General features: G+C 65.0%; 18 protein-coding genes. 9 read left to right on the top strand and 9 right to left on the bottom strand.

Annotation, left to right across the window (positions count from 1 at the left end):
• Positions 1 to 48: 48 nt before the first annotated feature.
• Together ACVWWJ_RS02270 and ttcA are read right to left on the bottom strand one after the other, a co-directional pair.
• On the bottom strand, positions 49 to 1,236 hold the full coding sequence (locus tag ACVWWJ_RS02270) for an amino acid aminotransferase (RefSeq protein ID WP_456966624.1): 1,188 nt from the start codon (positions 1,234 to 1,236) through the stop codon (positions 49 to 51).
• A 32-nt stretch (positions 1,237 to 1,268) separates the two neighbouring features.
• Positions 1,269 to 2,141, bottom strand: a complete 873-nt coding sequence (ttcA, locus tag ACVWWJ_RS02265) for a tRNA 2-thiocytidine(32) synthetase TtcA (RefSeq protein ID WP_456966623.1) — start codon at positions 2,139 to 2,141, stop codon at positions 1,269 to 1,271.
• 102 nt (positions 2,142 to 2,243) lie between these two features.
• On the opposite strand from ttcA, the gene ACVWWJ_RS02260 reads away from it, so the two are divergent.
• Both ACVWWJ_RS02260 and ACVWWJ_RS02255 read left to right on the top strand, forming a co-directional pair.
• Complete coding sequence (locus ACVWWJ_RS02260; RefSeq protein WP_159894799.1) at positions 2,244 to 2,450, top strand: DUF465 domain-containing protein; 207 nt, start codon at positions 2,244 to 2,246, stop codon at positions 2,448 to 2,450.
• A 10-nt stretch (positions 2,451 to 2,460) separates the two neighbouring features.
• The gene (locus ACVWWJ_RS02255; protein WP_456966622.1) at positions 2,461 to 3,057 is read left to right on the top strand and encodes a GNAT family N-acetyltransferase; all 597 of its coding nucleotides are present in this window, start codon (positions 2,461 to 2,463) and stop codon (positions 3,055 to 3,057) included.
• A 40-nt stretch (positions 3,058 to 3,097) separates the two neighbouring features.
• Here ACVWWJ_RS02255 and ACVWWJ_RS02250 read toward each other — a convergent pair whose 3' ends face one another.
• From ACVWWJ_RS02250 to ACVWWJ_RS02230, 5 genes are all read right to left on the bottom strand, one after another.
• The gene (locus ACVWWJ_RS02250) at positions 3,098 to 4,117 is read right to left on the bottom strand and encodes an HlyD family efflux transporter periplasmic adaptor subunit (RefSeq protein WP_456966621.1); all 1,020 of its coding nucleotides are present in this window, start codon (positions 4,115 to 4,117) and stop codon (positions 3,098 to 3,100) included.
• Between the two features lie 11 nt (positions 4,118 to 4,128).
• Positions 4,129 to 4,326, bottom strand: a complete 198-nt coding sequence (locus ACVWWJ_RS02245; protein ID WP_159894793.1) for a DUF1656 domain-containing protein — start codon at positions 4,324 to 4,326, stop codon at positions 4,129 to 4,131.
• Entirely contained in the window at positions 4,316 to 6,442 is a 2,127-nt protein-coding gene (locus tag ACVWWJ_RS02240; protein ID WP_456966620.1) for an FUSC family protein, read from the bottom strand. The genes ACVWWJ_RS02245 and ACVWWJ_RS02240 overlap by 11 nt, the downstream gene beginning before the upstream one ends.
• A gap of 12 nt (positions 6,443 to 6,454) precedes the next feature.
• Positions 6,455 to 6,946 (bottom strand): MarR family winged helix-turn-helix transcriptional regulator, encoded by a 492-nt coding sequence (locus ACVWWJ_RS02235; protein WP_456966619.1) that lies wholly within the window; start codon positions 6,944 to 6,946, stop codon positions 6,455 to 6,457.
• An 80-nt stretch (positions 6,947 to 7,026) separates the two neighbouring features.
• Complete coding sequence (locus ACVWWJ_RS02230; RefSeq protein WP_456966618.1) at positions 7,027 to 7,767, bottom strand: SDR family oxidoreductase; 741 nt, start codon at positions 7,765 to 7,767, stop codon at positions 7,027 to 7,029.
• Positions 7,768 to 7,879: 112 nt separating this feature from the next.
• Between ACVWWJ_RS02230 and ACVWWJ_RS02225 the strand changes: the two genes are divergently transcribed.
• Complete coding sequence (locus tag ACVWWJ_RS02225; protein WP_456966617.1) at positions 7,880 to 8,791, top strand: LysR family transcriptional regulator; 912 nt, start codon at positions 7,880 to 7,882, stop codon at positions 8,789 to 8,791.
• Positions 8,792 to 8,813: 22 nt separating this feature from the next.
• Here ACVWWJ_RS02225 and ACVWWJ_RS02220 read toward each other — a convergent pair whose 3' ends face one another.
• Complete coding sequence (locus ACVWWJ_RS02220) at positions 8,814 to 9,224, bottom strand: DUF4156 domain-containing protein (RefSeq protein WP_456966616.1); 411 nt, start codon at positions 9,222 to 9,224, stop codon at positions 8,814 to 8,816.
• 87 nt (positions 9,225 to 9,311) lie between these two features.
• Positions 9,312 to 12,245, bottom strand: coding sequence for a M16 family metallopeptidase (locus tag ACVWWJ_RS02215; RefSeq protein WP_456966615.1), 2,934 nt, complete (start codon positions 12,243 to 12,245; stop codon positions 9,312 to 9,314).
• 178 nt (positions 12,246 to 12,423) lie between these two features.
• Between ACVWWJ_RS02215 and ACVWWJ_RS02210 the strand changes: the two genes are divergently transcribed.
• Genes ACVWWJ_RS02210 through ACVWWJ_RS02185 form a run of 6 tightly spaced genes read left to right on the top strand, consistent with a single transcriptional unit; the run spans position 12,424 to position 16,401 of the window.
• Complete coding sequence (locus ACVWWJ_RS02210) at positions 12,424 to 12,600, top strand: hypothetical protein (RefSeq protein WP_159895713.1); 177 nt, start codon at positions 12,424 to 12,426, stop codon at positions 12,598 to 12,600.
• A 35-nt stretch (positions 12,601 to 12,635) separates the two neighbouring features.
• Positions 12,636 to 12,830: a hypothetical protein gene (locus ACVWWJ_RS02205; protein ID WP_159895711.1), complete on the top strand. Its 195-nt coding sequence runs from the start codon at positions 12,636 to 12,638 to the stop codon at positions 12,828 to 12,830.
• Between the two features lie 7 nt (positions 12,831 to 12,837).
• Complete coding sequence (locus ACVWWJ_RS02200) at positions 12,838 to 13,302, top strand: tRNA (cytidine(34)-2'-O)-methyltransferase (protein ID WP_159895709.1); 465 nt, start codon at positions 12,838 to 12,840, stop codon at positions 13,300 to 13,302.
• Between the two features lie 48 nt (positions 13,303 to 13,350).
• Positions 13,351 to 14,019 carry a ubiquinone biosynthesis accessory factor UbiJ gene (locus ACVWWJ_RS02195; RefSeq protein WP_456966614.1) on the top strand — a complete coding sequence of 223 codons (669 nt, stop codon included), beginning with the start codon at positions 13,351 to 13,353 and terminating at the stop codon, positions 14,017 to 14,019.
• Positions 14,016 to 15,665, top strand: coding sequence for a ubiquinone biosynthesis regulatory protein kinase UbiB (ubiB, locus tag ACVWWJ_RS02190; protein WP_456966613.1), 1,650 nt, complete (start codon positions 14,016 to 14,018; stop codon positions 15,663 to 15,665). Before ACVWWJ_RS02195 ends, ubiB begins: the two co-directional genes overlap by 4 nt.
• Positions 15,666 to 15,669: 4 nt before the next feature.
• Positions 15,670 to 16,401: a pseudouridine synthase gene (locus ACVWWJ_RS02185; RefSeq protein WP_456966612.1), complete on the top strand. Its 732-nt coding sequence runs from the start codon at positions 15,670 to 15,672 to the stop codon at positions 16,399 to 16,401.
• The last annotated feature ends 62 nt before the right edge of the window (positions 16,402 to 16,463 follow it).

Genomic DNA, 16,463 nt, shown 5'->3' with positions numbered 1-16,463 from the left:
GGCCGTGGCGAACGCGATGCGTTCGCCGGCGAAGGTGGCGATGGACGGCTAGATGACCCGGGCGATCGCCTCGGCGACGCGGTCGAGATTGCCGTCGTTGAGCGCGGCCACGCAGATGCGGCCGGTGCCCACGGCGTAGATGCCGAACTCCGTGCGCAGGCGATCCACCTGTGCGGACGAAAGGCCGGAGTAGGAGAACATGCCGCGCTGCGCCTCGATGAAACCAAAATCACCGTGTGCGGAAAGTCGCTGCGTCAGCCCGCGGCGCATCGTGCGGATGCGCTCGCGCATTTCGCCGAGTTCGGTTTCCCAGGTCGCGCGGAGGTCCTCATGGTTGAGTACCGCGGCGACCACGGCCGCGCCGTGAGTCGGCGGGTTAGAGTAGTTGGTACGGATCACGCGCTTCAGTTGCGACTGGACGCGCTGCGCTTCGTCGTGCGAATCCGTAACGATCGACAGCGCGCCTACGCGCTCGCCGTAAAGCGAGAACGACTTCGAGAACGAACTGGCAACGAAGAACGGCACGCGTGCTTCGGCAAACAGGCGCACGGCGATCGCATCGGCTTCGATGCCGTCGCCAAAGCCCTGGTACGCGATATCGAGGAAGGGCACGAGGCCATGCTCGCGCACGCTTTCGATGACACGCTTCCAGTCGTCGGTGCCGAGGTCGACACCCGTCGGGTTGTGGCAGCAGGCGTGCAGGACGACGACAGCCCCCTGGGGCAGCTTTGCCAGGCCGCCGAGCATGCCTTCGACATCCACACCGTGCGTTGCCGCGTCGTAGTACGGGTATTCGACGACCTGGAATCCGGCGCCCTCGAACAACGCGCGATGGTTCTCCCAGCTCGGGTTGCTGATGGCGACCGGCACCGAGGGGTTCAGGCGATGCAGAAAATCCGCACCGATTTTCAGCGCACCGGTGCCACCCAGCGCCTGGGCGGTAACCACGCGGCGCTCGGCCAGCAAGGGCGAGCCTGCGCCAAAGAGCAGTTTCTGCACGGCGGCGTCGTAAAGTGCGATGCCATCGATGGGCAGGTAGCCACGCGGCAGCTGCGCTTCGAGGCGCGCTTTCTCGGCTTCACGCACGGCGCGCAGCAGCGGCACGTGGCCGTTGGCATCGTAGTAAACGCCTACGCCGAGATTGACCTTGTCCGGACGCGTATCAGCGCCGAAGGCTTCGTTGAGGCCAAGGATCGGATCGCGCGGAGCGAGTTCGACAGCGGAGAAGAGAGTCATGGTCGGCAGGCCTTGAAGCGGGTTCTGGATGATCAGTCGTTATCGTCGCCAGCGTCGCCACCGGCGAGCCAGGCATGTGTGTCGGCGCGTGCCGCGCCTTCGCGTGCGCCAAGCGCGGCGAAGTCGAACAGCTTGCGGTCGGTCAGCTGGGAGGGTGCGATGTTACCCATCGCGCGGAAGATGGTTTCGCTGCGCCCCGGATTGGATTTCTCCCACTCCTCGAGCATCCGCTTGACTACCTTGCGCTGCATGTTTTCCTGCGATCCGCAGAGATTGCAGGGGATGATCGGGAACGCGCGCGCTTCCGCGTAGGCGGCGATGTCTTCCTCACGGCAGTACGCGAGCGGGCGGATGACAACATGGCTGCCATCGTCCGAGAGCAGCTTAGGCGGCATCGCCTTCAGGCTGCCCTGGTAGAACATGTTCAGGAAGAACGTACCGAGGATGTCGTCGCGATGGTGGCCAAGCGCGATCTTGGTGATGCCGTTGTTCGATGCCCACTGGTACAACGCGCCGCGTCGCATGCGCGAGCAGAGGCTGCACATGGTCTTACCCTGCGGGATCACGCGCGTGACGACGCTGTAGGTATCCTGCTCGATGATGTGGAACGGGATGTTCCGCTCGGCCAGATATTCCGGCAAGACGTGCTCGGGGTAGTCCGGCTGCTTCTGGTCGAGGTTTACCGCGATCAACTCGAACCGGACCGGTGCCTTCGCCTGCAGCGAGAGCAGCATGTCCAGCATCGTGTAGGAATCCTTGCCGCCGGAGAGGCAGACCATGATCCGGTCGCCGTCCTCGATCATGGCGTAATCGGCGATCGCCTGGCCGACCTGGCGGCGCAGGCGCTTGGCCAGCTTGCCGGCTTCGTAGGTCTGCTTGCGGGTGTCGTCAGGGATGGAGGACATGCTTTGGCGGTGTTCGGGAGGGACGGCCCCCTATTGTAGCCGCTGCGGGGGACACCGCCGGGGAGTTACACTGCGTACTTCTCCTCCCGCCCGGCCAATGCCATGCAGGTCCAGGATCCCGCTGAACTGAACAAACGGCTATCCGAGCTCAAGGTCGAGCACCGCGACCTCGACGCCGCCATCGACCATCTGGCCGCCTCCATCAGCCGGGACGAGCTCCAGCTCACCCGCTTGAAGAAGCGTAAGTTGCTGCTTAAAGACGCCATTTCCCGGATCGAAAGCCGCCTGATCCCCGACCTCGACGCCTGAGACCCGCGCCATGACGCCCGTTCGCCTCGAAAACGCCTACGTCACCCTCGAACCGATGACGCTGGCGCATATCCCGGCGCTGGAACAGGCTGCCGCCGACGGCAACCTGTGGGACCTCTGGTTCACCTCGGTTCCCGGCCCCGGCAGGATGACGGAATACGTCGAATCCGCCCTGCGTGGCCAGGAAGAAGGCCGCATGTTGCCGTGGGTCGTGCGTGAGATCGGGACCGGTGAGATCGTGGGTTCTACACGCTATTACGAGATCGAAGACGATCCCTCCCGGGTGGCTATCGGCTACACCTGGTATGCGCGCCGCTGGCAGCGCAGCCACGTCAATACGGCCTGCAAGCACCTGCTATTGGATAACGCCTTCCAGAACGTCGGCGTAGTCGCGGTCACGTTCCATACCGACGCTTACAACCAGGATTCCCAGCGCGCTATCGAGAAACTCGGCGCCAAGCGCGAGGGCGTTCTCCGCGCCAATAAGCGTCGCCCCGACGGCTCGCTCCGCGACACCGTCTGCTACAGCATCCTCGCCACCGAATGGCCCGATGTGGACAAGTGGCTGCAGCTTCGGCTCCGGCGGCTGGCTCCTCCGCACGCGTGAACTGCGCGCCTTGAAGTGCGGTCTGGAAGTCTTCGCGGCCTTACCGGGCTGCGACGGCCTCCGGATGTGACGGACGAACGATTAACGTCGCTGTCATGCCGGCCGCGAGCACCGTGCCTTCGGGCAGGTGGTCCCCATCGATCCGGACGCGCACCGGCACACGCTGCGCAAGCCGTACCCAGTTGAAAGTCGGATTCACATCGGCGAGCAGGTCGCTACCCGTGGGATTATCCGCATCGGTGATGCCACGCGCGATGCTTTCCACCGAGCCCTTCAGCTGGACGCCGCCGCTCATCAGGCGGATGTCCACGGGATCACCGATGCGGAGTCCCGGAAGCTTGGTTTCCTCGAAGTAGCCATAGATCCAGTAGGAGTGACTGTCGATCAGCGCGAGGCGTGGCGTGCCCGCATTCGCGTAATCGCCGACACGTACGTCTAGGTTGGTGACGAAACCATCGACGGGGGCGAGCACCTGAGTACGGTCCAGATTGAGCTGTGCGGACGCGAGTTCGACTTCCGCCTGCGCCACTGCGGCGAGCGACTGCTGCTGGGCGGCACTGGCCTGCTTCGTGCTCGCCAGCGTCTGCTGCCAGCCGGCCCTCGCTGCATTTGCGGCGGCAGCGGCGTTGGCCTTGTCCTCGGCCGAAATCACGTTGTTGATCAGCTTCTGACGACGCTCGGACTGCGCCTGGTACATCTCGTAGTTCGCGTGACTCTGTTCAGCGCCTGCGGAGGCAGCGTTGATGCTGGCGCCCGCAGCGCGTGCGGCAGCCTCGGCGGCGTTGAGGTTCGCCTTGGCCTGGGCGACGGCGTTCTCGTAGCGCGCACGGTCGACCACGAAGAGAAGGTCGCCCTTCTTCACGGTCTGGTTGTCGATCACGCGCACGTCGGTCACCAGTCCGGCCACGTCTGGCGCGATGCGCACGATCTCCGCGCGAACACGTCCGTCGCGTGTCCATGGTGAATACATGTAGTGCTTCCACATGGCGTGACCGACGAAGGCCGCGACGAGGACAACGAGCGCGGTGACGGCGAAACGAATGAGGGTCGACAGTTTCATGACGGGATCACTCAAAGCAGGAAGAGCGCGCAAGCGCCGAAGACACAGACGAACACGGCAAGGCGGAACAGCGGCGGGTGCCAGACCAGCCGGTAGAGGCCGAACCGACCTGCCACCCAGTCGAGTGCCCAAAGCAGTACCAGGGCCAGGACGAAGAGGACGAGCAGCCCCGGTACGAGGGCGTCGCCGAGGGCGATCTCACGAGGCATGGACGATCTCCTTGGCAAGCGGGGCGTTCGGCATGTACGCAGCGAGAACGGATTCACCGTCGAGCAGCGCCATGCGAACCAGATGAAGATGTTCGAGGAGGTGGCGGACGTCGTCGTGTTCGCCGACGCTGGCGATCGCGGTAGCGACGGCATCGCGCGCCAGCAGGTAACCCGCTGCGTCCGGCTTCTCGTAGAAGCGGGCCAGCGTGCGCAAGGCTTCCGTCAGATACGGCCGCAGGGTCGATGGCAGGTCGGCGCGAGCCATGTCATGTCGCAGTTCAATGAGGGCACGACCGGTTTCATGCACCGCCAGTGCCCACGCGATGAGCGCCCGCGAATCGGCGCCACCGGGCTCGGTCTGGGCGACGACCTGGCTGACGAGGTCGTGGTTGACGCTCTCGAAGCGATGACGCAGGCCCGGCAGCGGTGCTTCGGCCGCCAGCGCCACCTGGCCGCGCAGACGCGCGAGCTGGCGCCGGCGCAGCCACGCACTGCCGATGGCCGGCGGGATGACAACGAAGGACACTGCCGCGGCACCAAGACCGACGACCTGCGCGATCGCATCGTTGATGAAGTGCGCGGGGTCGTACACCTGCACGTTCTTCAGCGCGAGGATGTAAGCCAGGCCCATGGCCCAGCCGAGCCCGTACGACGCGAGGCGCGGACTCATCATCATGACCAGCCCCACGGCGAGGAAGGGTGCGATGCAGATCACCAGCAGGGGATAGCCGTCCACCTGCGTGAGCAGGAAAAACTCGCAGACGAAGCCCGCAGCCATGCCCGACAGGTAGCCGAGCATGACCATCCAGGTGACCCGTGTCGGGTTGGGAATGGTCGCGAACAGTCCGGCGAAGACCGTAGCGAGCAGCATCGCGCTCGAACCGAGCGGCCACGCACTACCGATCCAGAACGCGCCCAGGACAAGCATCGTCAGCGTGGCACGCACGGTAGCGAGGCCCGCCCCGAGGAAATCGTTGCCGCGATCGAAACGGACCCTCTCACCCGATGCAGCGATGACACGCGGCGTCTGCAACGATGCAGCGGCATCGACATAGGCCTGGAGCTCGTCGGCAAATCGCGCCAGCAAAGAAGCGCCGGTATCGAAATCGCGAACGTCCTGTACATCGCTCAGCGAATCGCGCAACGACCTCGTCTGCGCGCGCATGGTCTCGCGGGCGACGGCGAGCCGCGGCAGCAAGTCGCGGGCGACGACACCAGCCTCGATCGGTGCATCGAGCGCGGTGCCGATGGGTGCATAGAGGCGAATCAGCGTGTCTGCAGCGAGGTCGCGGTGGGCACGCTTGAGGCGGTTGATGAGGTGGTGCAGCGACTGGAAGCTGGTCGAGGCCGCCATGAAGCGCTGGTTGAACAGACGAAGGTGGCCACTGCGCGCGCGTGCCTCGGCGTCTTCGAAGATGACCGAGCTGCGCAGGTCCTCGAAGGACACCGCGTCACGAACGAAGCGCAGGTGCGCATTCTCCATCGTCTCGCGTCCCACGGTGCCCCGTGTGCTGTCGCGCACGAAGGCGACGAAGTGGGAGAACTGTTCGCGGGCGGCGCGCCGCAATACGTCGCGCATGCGGCTGGGGAAAACCACGTCGTTGACGAGACCACTCACGGCCAGGCCAAGCAACACTTCGCTGATGCGCGCCCAGGAGGAATCGAACACACCTGGCGGGTTATCGATCACGGGAATGGCAACGATCGCCGCGGTGTAGCCACCGAGCACGAAGGCATACGATTTAAAGTTGCGATACAGCGTCGCGCCGCCGGCACAGATGCCGATCCACAGCGAGAGGGCGAGCAAGAAGAGGTCGCGCTGCTGCGGAAAGGAAGCCACGATGGTGATGGCCGCGGCCGCACCGGCGAGCGTACCGATGGCGCGATAGAAGCTCTTCGCCAGCACCATACCCGACTGGCGGTTGGCCACGATGACTGTGGTCAGCATCGCCGTCGACGGCGCCGGCAAGGCGAAGCGCATCGCAAGCCAGCCCGTAAGGAAGAACGCGATCAGCGTCTTCACCACGAACAGCCACACGGACGCCTCCTCGCGCAGGGTCTCGACGACAGCCTGGCGGGAGAACGGTGTGGGCATGGAGAGGTCGGGGGCGGACATGGCGAGAGCGGCTTATTCCCCGTACCCGGCGAGCATCTTCTTCAGCAGCACTTCGAGCTGGGCTTGCTCGGTCGCATCCAGCTTGCGCGTCTGCCGGAAAAGCAGCGAAACGATGTCCGGCAGGAAGCTCTCGATCAGCGCGATGCCCTCAGCCGTAAGGGTCAGGGTGACCTTGCGGCGATCGTCTTCGCTGGAGGCGCGCGCGATATAACCCTTCTCACAGAGTTGCGTGGTCAGGCGGGTCACGTTGGCCGACTTCTCACCCGCGGCGTCGGCCAGCTGCGAGGGATTGAGGGTGTTGTCCGGCGAGCCATACATCATCATCAGGATGTTGTATTCGGGGTGGTTGAGCCCGTAGGGCTTCATTACCGCGTTGGCCTCGTCGTGGATCTCCTTGTAGAGATGCTTGATCAGTCGCACGAGCGCGGCGGGGTCACGCGGGAAGCCGGGATACTTCGACCGCGTGACCTGGAGCCGTGCTTCGGTGGGGGCGAAATCACTCATGGGGAGATCCGGTGGGTGGATTACCTCATAAGTATATAGTTCATTTGTGAATAATCAATAGTTGATCTTTCTCCACCGCATCAGACGATACCTCCGTTGGCGCGCAGCACCTGGCCATTGATCCAGCCGCCATCGGCACCGACAAGAAAGGCTACGGCGGCGGCAATGTCGTCGGGCGTGCCAAGGCGCTCGAGCGGCGCCAGCTTCGCCAGCCGGTCGACGAGTTCCGGCGACTTCCCATCGAGGAAGAGATCCGTCGCGGTGGGACCCGGTGCGATCGCATTGACGGTGACCTGGCGACCGCGCAGTTCGCGGGCTAGCACCATGGTGGTGGCTTCGATGGCTGCCTTCGTGGCGGCGTAAGCCGCATAACCCGGCTGCAGCAGGCCGACGACGCTGGAAGAGAAGTTGACGATGCGGCCGCCCTCGCGGATACGGGTCGCCGCTTCGCGCATGGTGTTGTAACTGCCCTTCACGTTGATCGCGAAAAGGCGGTCGAAGTCCTCGTCCTTCAGGTCCGCTACGTTGGCGAGGGCCATGACACCGGCGTTGTTCACCAACACGTCGACGCCGCCATAGACCTCGTGCACCGTATCGAACAGGCGACGCACATCGGCCGACGTCGAAACATCTGCCTGCGCACTGATGGCGGTGCCGCCGGCCGCTTCGATCTCGTGAACGACCGCCTCGGCCGCCCTGGCGCTACCGGCATAGTTGACGACAACCGTGAATCCGTCGCGGGCGAGTCGCTTGGCCACGGCGGCACCGATTCCACGCGAGGCGCCGGTCACGATGGCGACTTTCTGGCTGTTCTTGTTCATCGAGGCTCTCCGGTATCGGCAACATTGCCGGGCGAGAACAGGATGGACGTTGTCGGCCTTCGGATAATCCAGCAGGATATGACTTCACTATTCCATCTAGTGGAACAATCTCATGGACCGTTTCGACACCATGCGCCTCTTCGTCCGCATCGTGGAGCGCTGGAGTTTCACCCTGGCCGCTTCGGACCTGGACCTGCCCCGATCGACCGTGACCCAGGCCATCAAGCGTCTGGAAACACGGCTCGGCGTCCGGCTGCTGCAGCGAACGACGCGTCAGGTCAGCCCGACACTGGATGGCGAGGCCTACCACCGCCGCTGCGTGGCAATCCTTTCCGAGGTCGAGGATGCCGAGGGGGCCTTTCTCGATGCGCGACCGACCGGGTTACTGCGCGTGGACATGCACGGCACCCTTGCCCGCACCTTCGTGCTACCGGACCTGCCGAATTTTCTCGCCCGCTATCCCGGCCTGCGCATCCATCTGGGGGAAGGCGACCGCTGGGTGGACCTCGTGCGCGAGGGTGTCGACTGCGTGTTGCGTGTCGGTGACCTGGCGGACAGCAGCATGGTGGGCCGACGGATCGCGATGCTCGAAGAGGTGACCTGCGCCAGCCCGGCGTATCTCGAACGCCACGGCGTGCCGACGACACCGGACGATCTCGAAGGTCATCTCGCCATTGGTTTTCTCTCGACGGCCACGGGAAGCACGCTTCCGCTGGAGTTCGTCCACGACGGCGAGACGCGCCTGGTGAGCCTGCCGTCCGTCGTGACGGTGACCGGCTCCGATACGAATCTCGACCTTGCCCGCATGGGCCTGGGATTGATCCAGGTGCCGCGCTATCACCTGGCGGACGACCTGGCGACGGGTCGCCTGGTGTCAGTGCTACCGGACTACCCGCCCACACCGTCACCGGTGTCGCTGCTGTATCCACACAATCGACAGTTGTCGCCACGCGTCCGCGTGTTCATCGACTGGGTCTCTGCGACCTTCGCCGCGCGAGCGCGCGACGGCGTCACTTCGCTCTGAGCGAAGTGACGACTAAGCCGGATCAGTTGTTCTTGAGCGGAACGGTTTCGAAACCTGCCTTGGGCGTGGTGTCACCCGGCGGGGGCGGCGGCGTATCGCTGCGCGCCGGACCGACGTTGCGGCTTCCACAGGTATAGGCACCCCAGGGCTGCGAGCCCTCGCTCGGATCGGCCAGAGGCTTCACCGTGTCGGCACCCATCTTGGCGGCCTCGTTGCGGGCGAGTACTTCCAGTTCGTCGCGAACCTTCAGGTCGTTGCGATCGACGGGCCCGACGCGGTTCATGACGGACACCGTGACCTTGCCCTGCTCCTTGCAGCTGGAGACGTCGCCGTTCCAGGCCGTGCGGACGTTTCGTGCGCCGTCGTCGAGCTTGATGCCCCACGTGCAAGCGGACAGGGCGAGAGGAACGAGGAGGACGAGAGCCTTGCGCATGTGGAACTCCGTGGATTCGATCGATGCCTATGCTAGCCGGACTGCCGTGAGGGCGCGATCTTCTTCGATCACGCCCTCACGGGAGGACTACTGCTTTTCCGCCGGGGCACTTTCTGGCTTCGTCGGCTTGCCGGGCTTGCTTGCCTTGGTCGCTTTCGTGGCCTTGGCGTGCGAGACGTCCTTTGCCGGATTGCCGTCGGCGTCGACGACGTGCACCTCGCCAAGGTTAAGGGCGCGCACGGGTGCCTCGATCTTGCTGAGGTCGCCCACGATGACCCAGGTCATCGCGTCCGGACGGATCACGGCGGTCAGGGCATCTTCCGCAGCCTTGCGGTCCACGCCTTCGATGCGACCCTTCAGGGTCTGCACGTAGTCGTCGGGGCGGTCGTAGATGACGATACCGGTCATGGCACCGAGCACGGCCGACGTCGTCTCGAAACTGCCCGGCAACGCGCGGACCTTCTGCGAACGAATCTTCGCGATCTCGTCGTCGGTCAACGGCTTCGAACCGATCACGGCACGGGCCTCCTTGAGGATCTCCGCAGCAGAGTCGGCGGTCTTGTCGGTCTGCACCGGTGCGTAGAACAGCATCGGACGCTGACCCTGGGCATCGGACAGCATGCTTCCGGCACCGTAGGCCCAACGCTTTTCTTCGCGCAGGTTCATGTTGAGACGCGAGGTGAAGGTACCGCCGAAGGCGCCGTTGGCGATGCCGAGGTCCAGTGCGTTCTTCGACTTGGTCGACGGTGCGAGCAGCCCGGCAAGAATGAGCGACTGCGACGCATCCGTCCGATTGATCAGGAAGACGCGCGGCTTGGGTTGTTCGGCCACCTGGCCGATGTTCTTCGTCGGCAACGCGGAGGCGGGCGCGGCCCAGTCACCGAACGCGGCGTCCAGCTGCGGCAGGATCTGCGCCAGCGTGGTGTCGCCGGCGACGAGGATGCGCACGTTGTCCGGGCGAAGGAAGTCGCGCTGGAAGTTGGCGAGATCCTCGGCGGTGAGCGACGCGATCGCCTTCTCGGTGCCGCTGCCGGTGAACGGAATGCCATAGGCGTGGTCCTTCCCGTAGAGCAGCGGCGGCAGCGTGCGCAGCGCGAGACCGGTAGGCTCGGTCTTCTCCTGGGCGATACCCGCCATCCACTGGCCACGCACACGCTCAATGTCGTCCGGCTTGAACGCCGGATTGCGAACGATGTCGGCGAACAACGCCAGCGACGGCGTGAGCTCGGTGTTCAGGGCGTTGAGGCCAACGGAGCAGTTGTCGAGCGAGCAGCCCGAACCGATGATCGCACCGAGACGCTCCTTGCGACGCGCCACCTCGACCGAGTCGAGGGTCTTGGTGCTTTCATCGAGCAACGCCGAAGTGAAGCTCGCGGTGCCAAGCTTGCGGCCCTGGTCAGCGGCGTAGCCTGCATTGAACAGCAGGCTGATCTGCGTGATCGGCACGGTGTGACGTTCGGCCAGAACCACTTCGATGCCGTTCTTCAGCTTGCCGCGCTGCAGTTTCGGGAAGGAAAGGTCCGGGAAGCTATCGACCGACGGCACACCCTTGCTGCGATCCACGTCGGACTTACCGACGCTGTAGGTCTTCGCGCCAGGCAGCACGGCAGTCGGGCGACCAGCCGCGTCCTTCAGGCCGGCGACGGCCTTGTCCTCGGCGGCGGGATCGAAACCCGGCGCCGCGGGCAATACCGTGAGCGTGTAGTCGCCCTTGGCGAGCCAGGTCTTCGACGACGCAAGCACGGAGGCGATGGTGGCGTTCTGCGCGCGTTCGAGATCCTTTTTATAGGCCTCGGGATCGTTACGGTAGACCTGACCTTCGGCGAGGATGACCGCCTTGCCGCCGGAACCGCCCACCTTTTCCAGGCCGCGGACGAAGCCAGCGCGATTGCTGACCTTCGCACGAGCCAACTCGTCTTCCGTCGGGCCCGTCGCCATGTAGTCCTTCCACACATCGGCCACAGCGGCCTCGACCTTCGCCGGGTCGACGCCGTTCTTGACGTCGACGGTGAGCTGCACCTGGCTGGCGAGCGCGAACGGCGCGATGCCCAGGCTCACGTCGTCCGCGAGCTTGTCCTGGTAGACGAGGCGCTGGTAAAGGCGAGAGGTCTTGCCGCCGCCAAGTACCGTGGTGGCAAGGTCGAGCTGCACGGAGTCATCGCTGCCGAGCTGCGGCACGACCCACGTGCGCACGATACGCGTCTGCGCGACCTGGTCGTGCTGCGTGCCACGAGTGGACGTCGCCACAGGCGTGATCCACGGCTGCTGGCGCGGCACCGGCGGGCCAGCGGGAATGTCGCCAAAGAACTTCTCTGCCTTGGCTTTCGCCTGGGCGACGGTGATGTCGCCGGCGAGTACAAGCGTGGTGTTGGCCGCGCCGTAGTAGCTATTGAACCAGTGCTTCACGTCGGCGAGCGAGGCCTTGTCCAGATCCTCCATCGAGCCGATGGTGTCGTGGTGATAGGGATGATTCGCCGGATAGGTGTTGACCAGGATGTTTTCATCGACGCGGCCGTAGGGACGGTTTTCGTCCTGGCGCTTCTCGTTCTGCACGACCCCGCGCTGGGTATCGAGCTCCTTCTGCCCGATGGCGCCGAGAAGGTGGCCCATACGGTCGGATTCCATCCACAGGGCCATGTCCAGCGCCGTGGTCGGCACCGTCTCGAAATAGTTTGTGCGGTCGAACCACGTCGTGCCGTTCATGTCGGTGGCACCGGCCAGCTCAAACGGCTGGAAGTAAGTGCCCTTGCGATTCTCCGAGCCGGAGAACATGAGGTGTTCGAAGAGATGCGCGAAGCCGGTCTTGCCCGCTGGCTCGTCGGCCGAACCCACGTGGTACCAGATGCTGACAGCGACGACGGGCGCCTTGTGGTCCTCATGGACCACAACAGTCAGGCCGTTGGGCAGCTGGAAACGCGTGAAGGGGATATCCGGGATGGCATCCGGAGACGGGGTGGCCGCTCCAGCGACTCCGACCAGGGACATCAGCCCCGCAGCGAGCAGGGCGAATCGAAGCTTCATGGCGGCTCTCTCCTTTTGGGCCTCGATGGCCCGATCCCACTGAGGCTAGCCCGCGTGGTCCGTCGGACGCAATCGGCCGTCGTACATGGTCCGGACGGTGTCCGCTTATGCGTGGTCAGTGTCCGCGGACAGCGATGTACCGCGTCGCCACCTGACAAACCTCATACGAATCAGCTGATTGGACGCCCTTAAAAGCTGGCACGGCGTTTGCGTTACTAGTCATGCCAAGCCGGGTGGCACTTCCTCCCCCGGCACCGATCCGGAGAACGCCATGAAGTACGAAATGATGATGATGCGCGGCCTGCTCGTGACCTCGATGCTGATCTGCAGCCTGACCCTCGGCCAGATGTTCTGACCACCCGTCACCTAAGAAATTACGGAACCCACACCATGAACCACGAACTCCTTATGCTCCGCAGCCTCCTCGTCGCCTCGCTGGTCGTGTGCGGTCTGATCCTGGGCAACATGCTGGCCTACACCGGCAACCCTGTTCAGCTAGCCACGGTCGGCACGCAAGCCAGCGCCAACACGCATGGCTGCGGTGTGCCGCCGGATGGCATCGTCTGCCCGCTGATCGCTTCATAATGGGGGCATGCCCCACGTCATCCTCTTCCGACCCGAAATACCGCCCAACACGGGCAATGTCATTCGCCTCTGTGCCAATACAGGCGCGGCCCTGCACCTGATACGACCGCTCGGATTCGAGCTGGACGATACCCGTCTCCGCCGCGCCGGCCTGGACTACCACGAGTTCGCCAGCGTCGCTGTTCACGACGACCTGGGCGCCTGCCTCGCCGCCCTCGGCCACCCACGCGTCTTTGCCTTCTCGACCCGGGGCCAGCGCCTGCATACCGACGTCTCGTTCGCTGAAGGCGACGCGCTGCTCTTCGGATGCGAAACCGCGGGCCTGCCCGACGACGTCCTCGACGCCATCCCCGAAGAACAACGAGTGCGCCTGCCCATGCGACCGGGCAACCGCAGCCTCAACCTGTCCAACGCCGTGGCCGTCGCCGTGTTCGAGGCGTGGCGGCAATCGGGTTTCGATGGCGCGGCCTGAACGCCGCGAGTTCCGCCCCGCCCTCACGTGCCGGGCTACAATCGCGACATGACTTCCGATCGTCCCTCGGCTGACGCCGGCCCCAACCGATTCCTGCCCCGCCCGCTTCGCGTCCTTGCCGGACGTGCGATGGAGGCCGCGCTCAACCGTGCCGTCGACCTGGACCCGGATACCCGGACGCGCCTGGATGTGCTCGACGGCCGCAGCGTGCAGGTGCACCTCAGTGGCCCCGATCTCGCATTGCGTATCTCGGTCGAGAAGGGACGGCTTCGCGTCGGGCCACCTGAAGAAGGCGGAAGCCTTCGTGTCACGGCCTCGCCCGGCAGCTTGCTGGCCATGGCCATGCGCCGGGATGACGATGGCGTCGCGCCGGGCAAGGTGGATATTGCCGGTGACGCAGAGCTGGCCCGCCGGCTCGAAAAGCTCACCCGCCAGTACGCACCCGATGTCGAAGAGGCCTTCGCCAGGACTTTCGGCGACACCATCGGCGTACCGCTCGCGAAGGCGCTGCGGGATGGCCTGGCGCATGCGCGCGAAAGCGTGTCCCACCTCACCGAGGATGGTGCCGACTGGCTCCGTGATGAGGCCCGTGTTGCCGTGGCCCCCGGCGAAGCGGATGCCTTCCTCGACGGCGTGGACGACGTGCGCGAGCGCACTGAACGTGCCGAGGCCCGGCTCGCACGACTCGAGCGCGCGCTGAAGGGGCGTCACGCATGACGCCGCTGCGCCTGATTCCGCGCCTGTTGCGCGTTGCCGCCATCCTTCTGAAGTATCAGCTCGACGACCTCGCGAATGGCACGCCGGTTTTCCGTTCACTGGCGCTGGCGCGACCGCTCTTTCCCGGCGCCCCCGCCGACGTTCGCGCGCTGCCGCGGGGAGCACGCCTTCGACTCGCCCTGACCGAGCTCGGCCCGATCTTCGTCAAGGCCGGCCAGGTGCTTTCGACGCGTCGCGATCTCGTCCCCGCCGACATTGCAGACGAGCTGGCCCTTCTGCAGGACCAGGTCCCTCCTTTTCCGGGCGCCGAAGCGCGCGCCATCGTCGAACGTGAGCTGAAGGCACCCGTGACGACGCTGTACGCCAGCTTCGACGAAACCGCCCTCGCCTCCGCGTCGATCGCCCAGGTGCACGCTGCTTCCCTCCACGACGGCCGCGCCGTCGTGGTCAAGGTACTGCGTCCCGGCATCGATAAACGGATCGCACGCGACGTCGATCTTCTCCACGCGCTCGGCGAGCTAGCCCAGCGCTGGCATCCGAATGCCGACAAGATCCGTCCGCTCGAGGTGGTCGCCGAAGTCGAGAAGATGCTCTCGAACGAGCTTGACCTGCGGCGGGAGGGCGCCAGCGCCAGCCTGCTCCGCCGCAACTTCGCCAGCGGTGTGGATCTCTACGTGCCGGAAGTGCACTGGGACCTGAGCACGGAGGGCGTGCTCACGCTCGAGCGCGTCTACGGCGTCAGCTGTGACGACATCGCCGCGATCGATGCTGCTGGCCTCGATCGCAAGCACCTCGCCGAGAAAGGCGTGCGGTTGTTCTACGAGCAGGTGTTCCGCGATAACTTCTTCCACGCCGATGCGCATCCCGGAAACATCTGGGTCGATCTCACGCGCGTCGACGAGCCACGCTTCATCGCGCTCGACTTCGGCATCATGGGCTCGCTACCCGAAGCCGATCAGTTCTGGCTTGCCGAGAATTTCATCGCCCTGTTCGAGCGCGACTACGCGCGTATCGCGCAGCTGCATGTCGCTGCGGGCTGGATGCCTGCCACGCTCAGGCTCGACGAACTGGAAGCGGCCATACGCACCGTGTGCGAACCTTATTTCACGCAGCCCCTCGCAAAGATATCGATTGCCGAGCTGGTGGTGAAGTTGTTCCAGACGGCCCGGAAGTTCGAGCTCACTCTGCAGCCGCAGCTGATCCTCCTGCAGAAGACCCTTCTCAATATCGAAGGCGTCGGGCGCATGCTCGATCCTGAAATCGACATCTGGGCCGTTGCCCATCCGGTGCTTCGTCGCATCCTGCGTGAGCGTTACAGCCTGCGCGCCACGCTGCGCGATGTTCGTCGACGCCTGCCGGAATGGATCCACACGGCACCACGCGTGCCCGAACTCGTACGCGACGCGCTGCGCCAGGTCGCCAGTGGCCGGCAGCATCCGGTGGCCGACCCGCTGGCGCTTGCCGTGGCACGCGACGATGCGCGGCGCATGCGTCGGCTTGTAGCGTGCAGCCTGCTGGGTTCGTCGCTACTCGTCTGCGCTGCCCTGGTCGGCACGCTGGCAGCCCGCGGCATGTGGCCAGCCATCGTTGCAGCCGTGGCAGGCGTGATCGCCTTCGTCGCCGGCTGGCCCCGTCGCGTCGCCTGACTCCATGCTCGAGATCCTCTACCAGGACGACGACATCGTCGCCGTCAACAAGCCGGCCAACCTCGCCGTTCACCGGTCGAAGTTCGTCGGCCCCGACGACGCCTTCCTGATCGACCTGCTCCGCGAGCAGGTCGAGGGGAAGTTGCATCTCGCGCATCGACTGGACCGCGCTACGTCCGGCGTTCTGCTCGTTGCACGTTCGCCCGAGGCTGCGAGCCAGTTGGGCGAGCAGTTCATGGGGCGGAGCGTGCGCAAGCGATACCTCGCCGTGGTTCGCGGCTGGCCCGATCCCGAGGCAGGCATGATCGACTATCCCTTGCCGGGTTCAAAGGACACCGGACCGCGTCGCGACGCGACGACGGACTACAAGCAGCTCGGCACGACCGAAGTCGATATCGCCCTGGGCCGTTACGAGAAGCAACGCTACGCCTTCGCGGTGGCCGAGCCGCGCACCGGTCGCTTCCGTCAGATCCGTAAGCACTTCGCGCACATCCATCACCCCATTGTCGGCGACAGCCAGCATGGGCGAGGCGATCACAATCGCCTGTTCAAGCAGTACTTCTCATCACATCGCTTGCTGCTGCACGCGGCGCGACTGGAGTTCGAGCATCCCGCGGACGGACGCCCGATGGCGATCGAGGCAGGACTGGATGAGACGTGGCTCAAACTGCTCGAGCGGTTTGCCTGGGCGGATGCTTATGCTGCGCAGGTTGAGGCTTGGAAGACCGCCACCTAGCGAGCCTCGGTCCATGGCGACCGCGGGGCCAGCGACGCGAAAATCAACTTCCACGCTTCACG

The organism is Luteibacter sp. HA06 (assembly GCF_054061215.1).
The sequence above is the reverse complement of the archived record's forward strand: the minus strand, read 5'-3'. Positions and strand labels throughout refer to the sequence as shown.

Excerpts from the sequence above, each read along its gene's own strand:
- ACVWWJ_RS02240 (WP_456966620.1), bottom strand. The coding sequence starts at position 6,442 with ATGTCCGCCCCCGACCTCTCCATGCCCACACCGTTCTCCCGCCAGGCT.
- ACVWWJ_RS02185 (WP_456966612.1), top strand. The coding sequence starts at position 15,670 with ATGCTCGAGATCCTCTACCAGGACGACGACATCGTCGCCGTCAACAAG.
- ACVWWJ_RS02260 (WP_159894799.1), top strand. The coding sequence starts at position 2,244 with ATGCAGGTCCAGGATCCCGCTGAACTGAACAAACGGCTATCCGAGCTC.
- ubiB (WP_456966613.1), top strand. The coding sequence starts at position 14,016 with ATGACGCCGCTGCGCCTGATTCCGCGCCTGTTGCGCGTTGCCGCCATC.
- ACVWWJ_RS02235 (WP_456966619.1), bottom strand. The coding sequence starts at position 6,946 with ATGAGTGATTTCGCCCCCACCGAAGCACGGCTCCAGGTCACGCGGTCG.
- ACVWWJ_RS02270 (WP_456966624.1), bottom strand. The coding sequence starts at position 1,236 with ATGACTCTCTTCTCCGCTGTCGAACTCGCTCCGCGCGATCCGATCCTT.
- ACVWWJ_RS02200 (WP_159895709.1), top strand. The coding sequence starts at position 12,838 with ATGCCCCACGTCATCCTCTTCCGACCCGAAATACCGCCCAACACGGGC.
- ACVWWJ_RS02230 (WP_456966618.1), bottom strand. The coding sequence starts at position 7,767 with ATGAACAAGAACAGCCAGAAAGTCGCCATCGTGACCGGCGCCTCGCGT.
- ACVWWJ_RS02220 (WP_456966616.1), bottom strand. The coding sequence starts at position 9,224 with ATGCGCAAGGCTCTCGTCCTCCTCGTTCCTCTCGCCCTGTCCGCTTGC.
- ACVWWJ_RS02255 (WP_456966622.1), top strand. The coding sequence starts at position 2,461 with ATGACGCCCGTTCGCCTCGAAAACGCCTACGTCACCCTCGAACCGATG.
- ACVWWJ_RS02205 (WP_159895711.1), top strand. The coding sequence starts at position 12,636 with ATGAACCACGAACTCCTTATGCTCCGCAGCCTCCTCGTCGCCTCGCTG.
- ACVWWJ_RS02225 (WP_456966617.1), top strand. The coding sequence starts at position 7,880 with ATGGACCGTTTCGACACCATGCGCCTCTTCGTCCGCATCGTGGAGCGC.
- ACVWWJ_RS02245 (WP_159894793.1), bottom strand. The coding sequence starts at position 4,326 with ATGCCTCGTGAGATCGCCCTCGGCGACGCCCTCGTACCGGGGCTGCTC.
- ACVWWJ_RS02250 (WP_456966621.1), bottom strand. The coding sequence starts at position 4,117 with ATGAAACTGTCGACCCTCATTCGTTTCGCCGTCACCGCGCTCGTTGTC.
- ACVWWJ_RS02195 (WP_456966614.1), top strand. The coding sequence starts at position 13,351 with ATGACTTCCGATCGTCCCTCGGCTGACGCCGGCCCCAACCGATTCCTG.
- ACVWWJ_RS02215 (WP_456966615.1), bottom strand. The coding sequence starts at position 12,245 with ATGAAGCTTCGATTCGCCCTGCTCGCTGCGGGGCTGATGTCCCTGGTC.
- ttcA (WP_456966623.1), bottom strand. The coding sequence starts at position 2,141 with ATGTCCTCCATCCCTGACGACACCCGCAAGCAGACCTACGAAGCCGGC.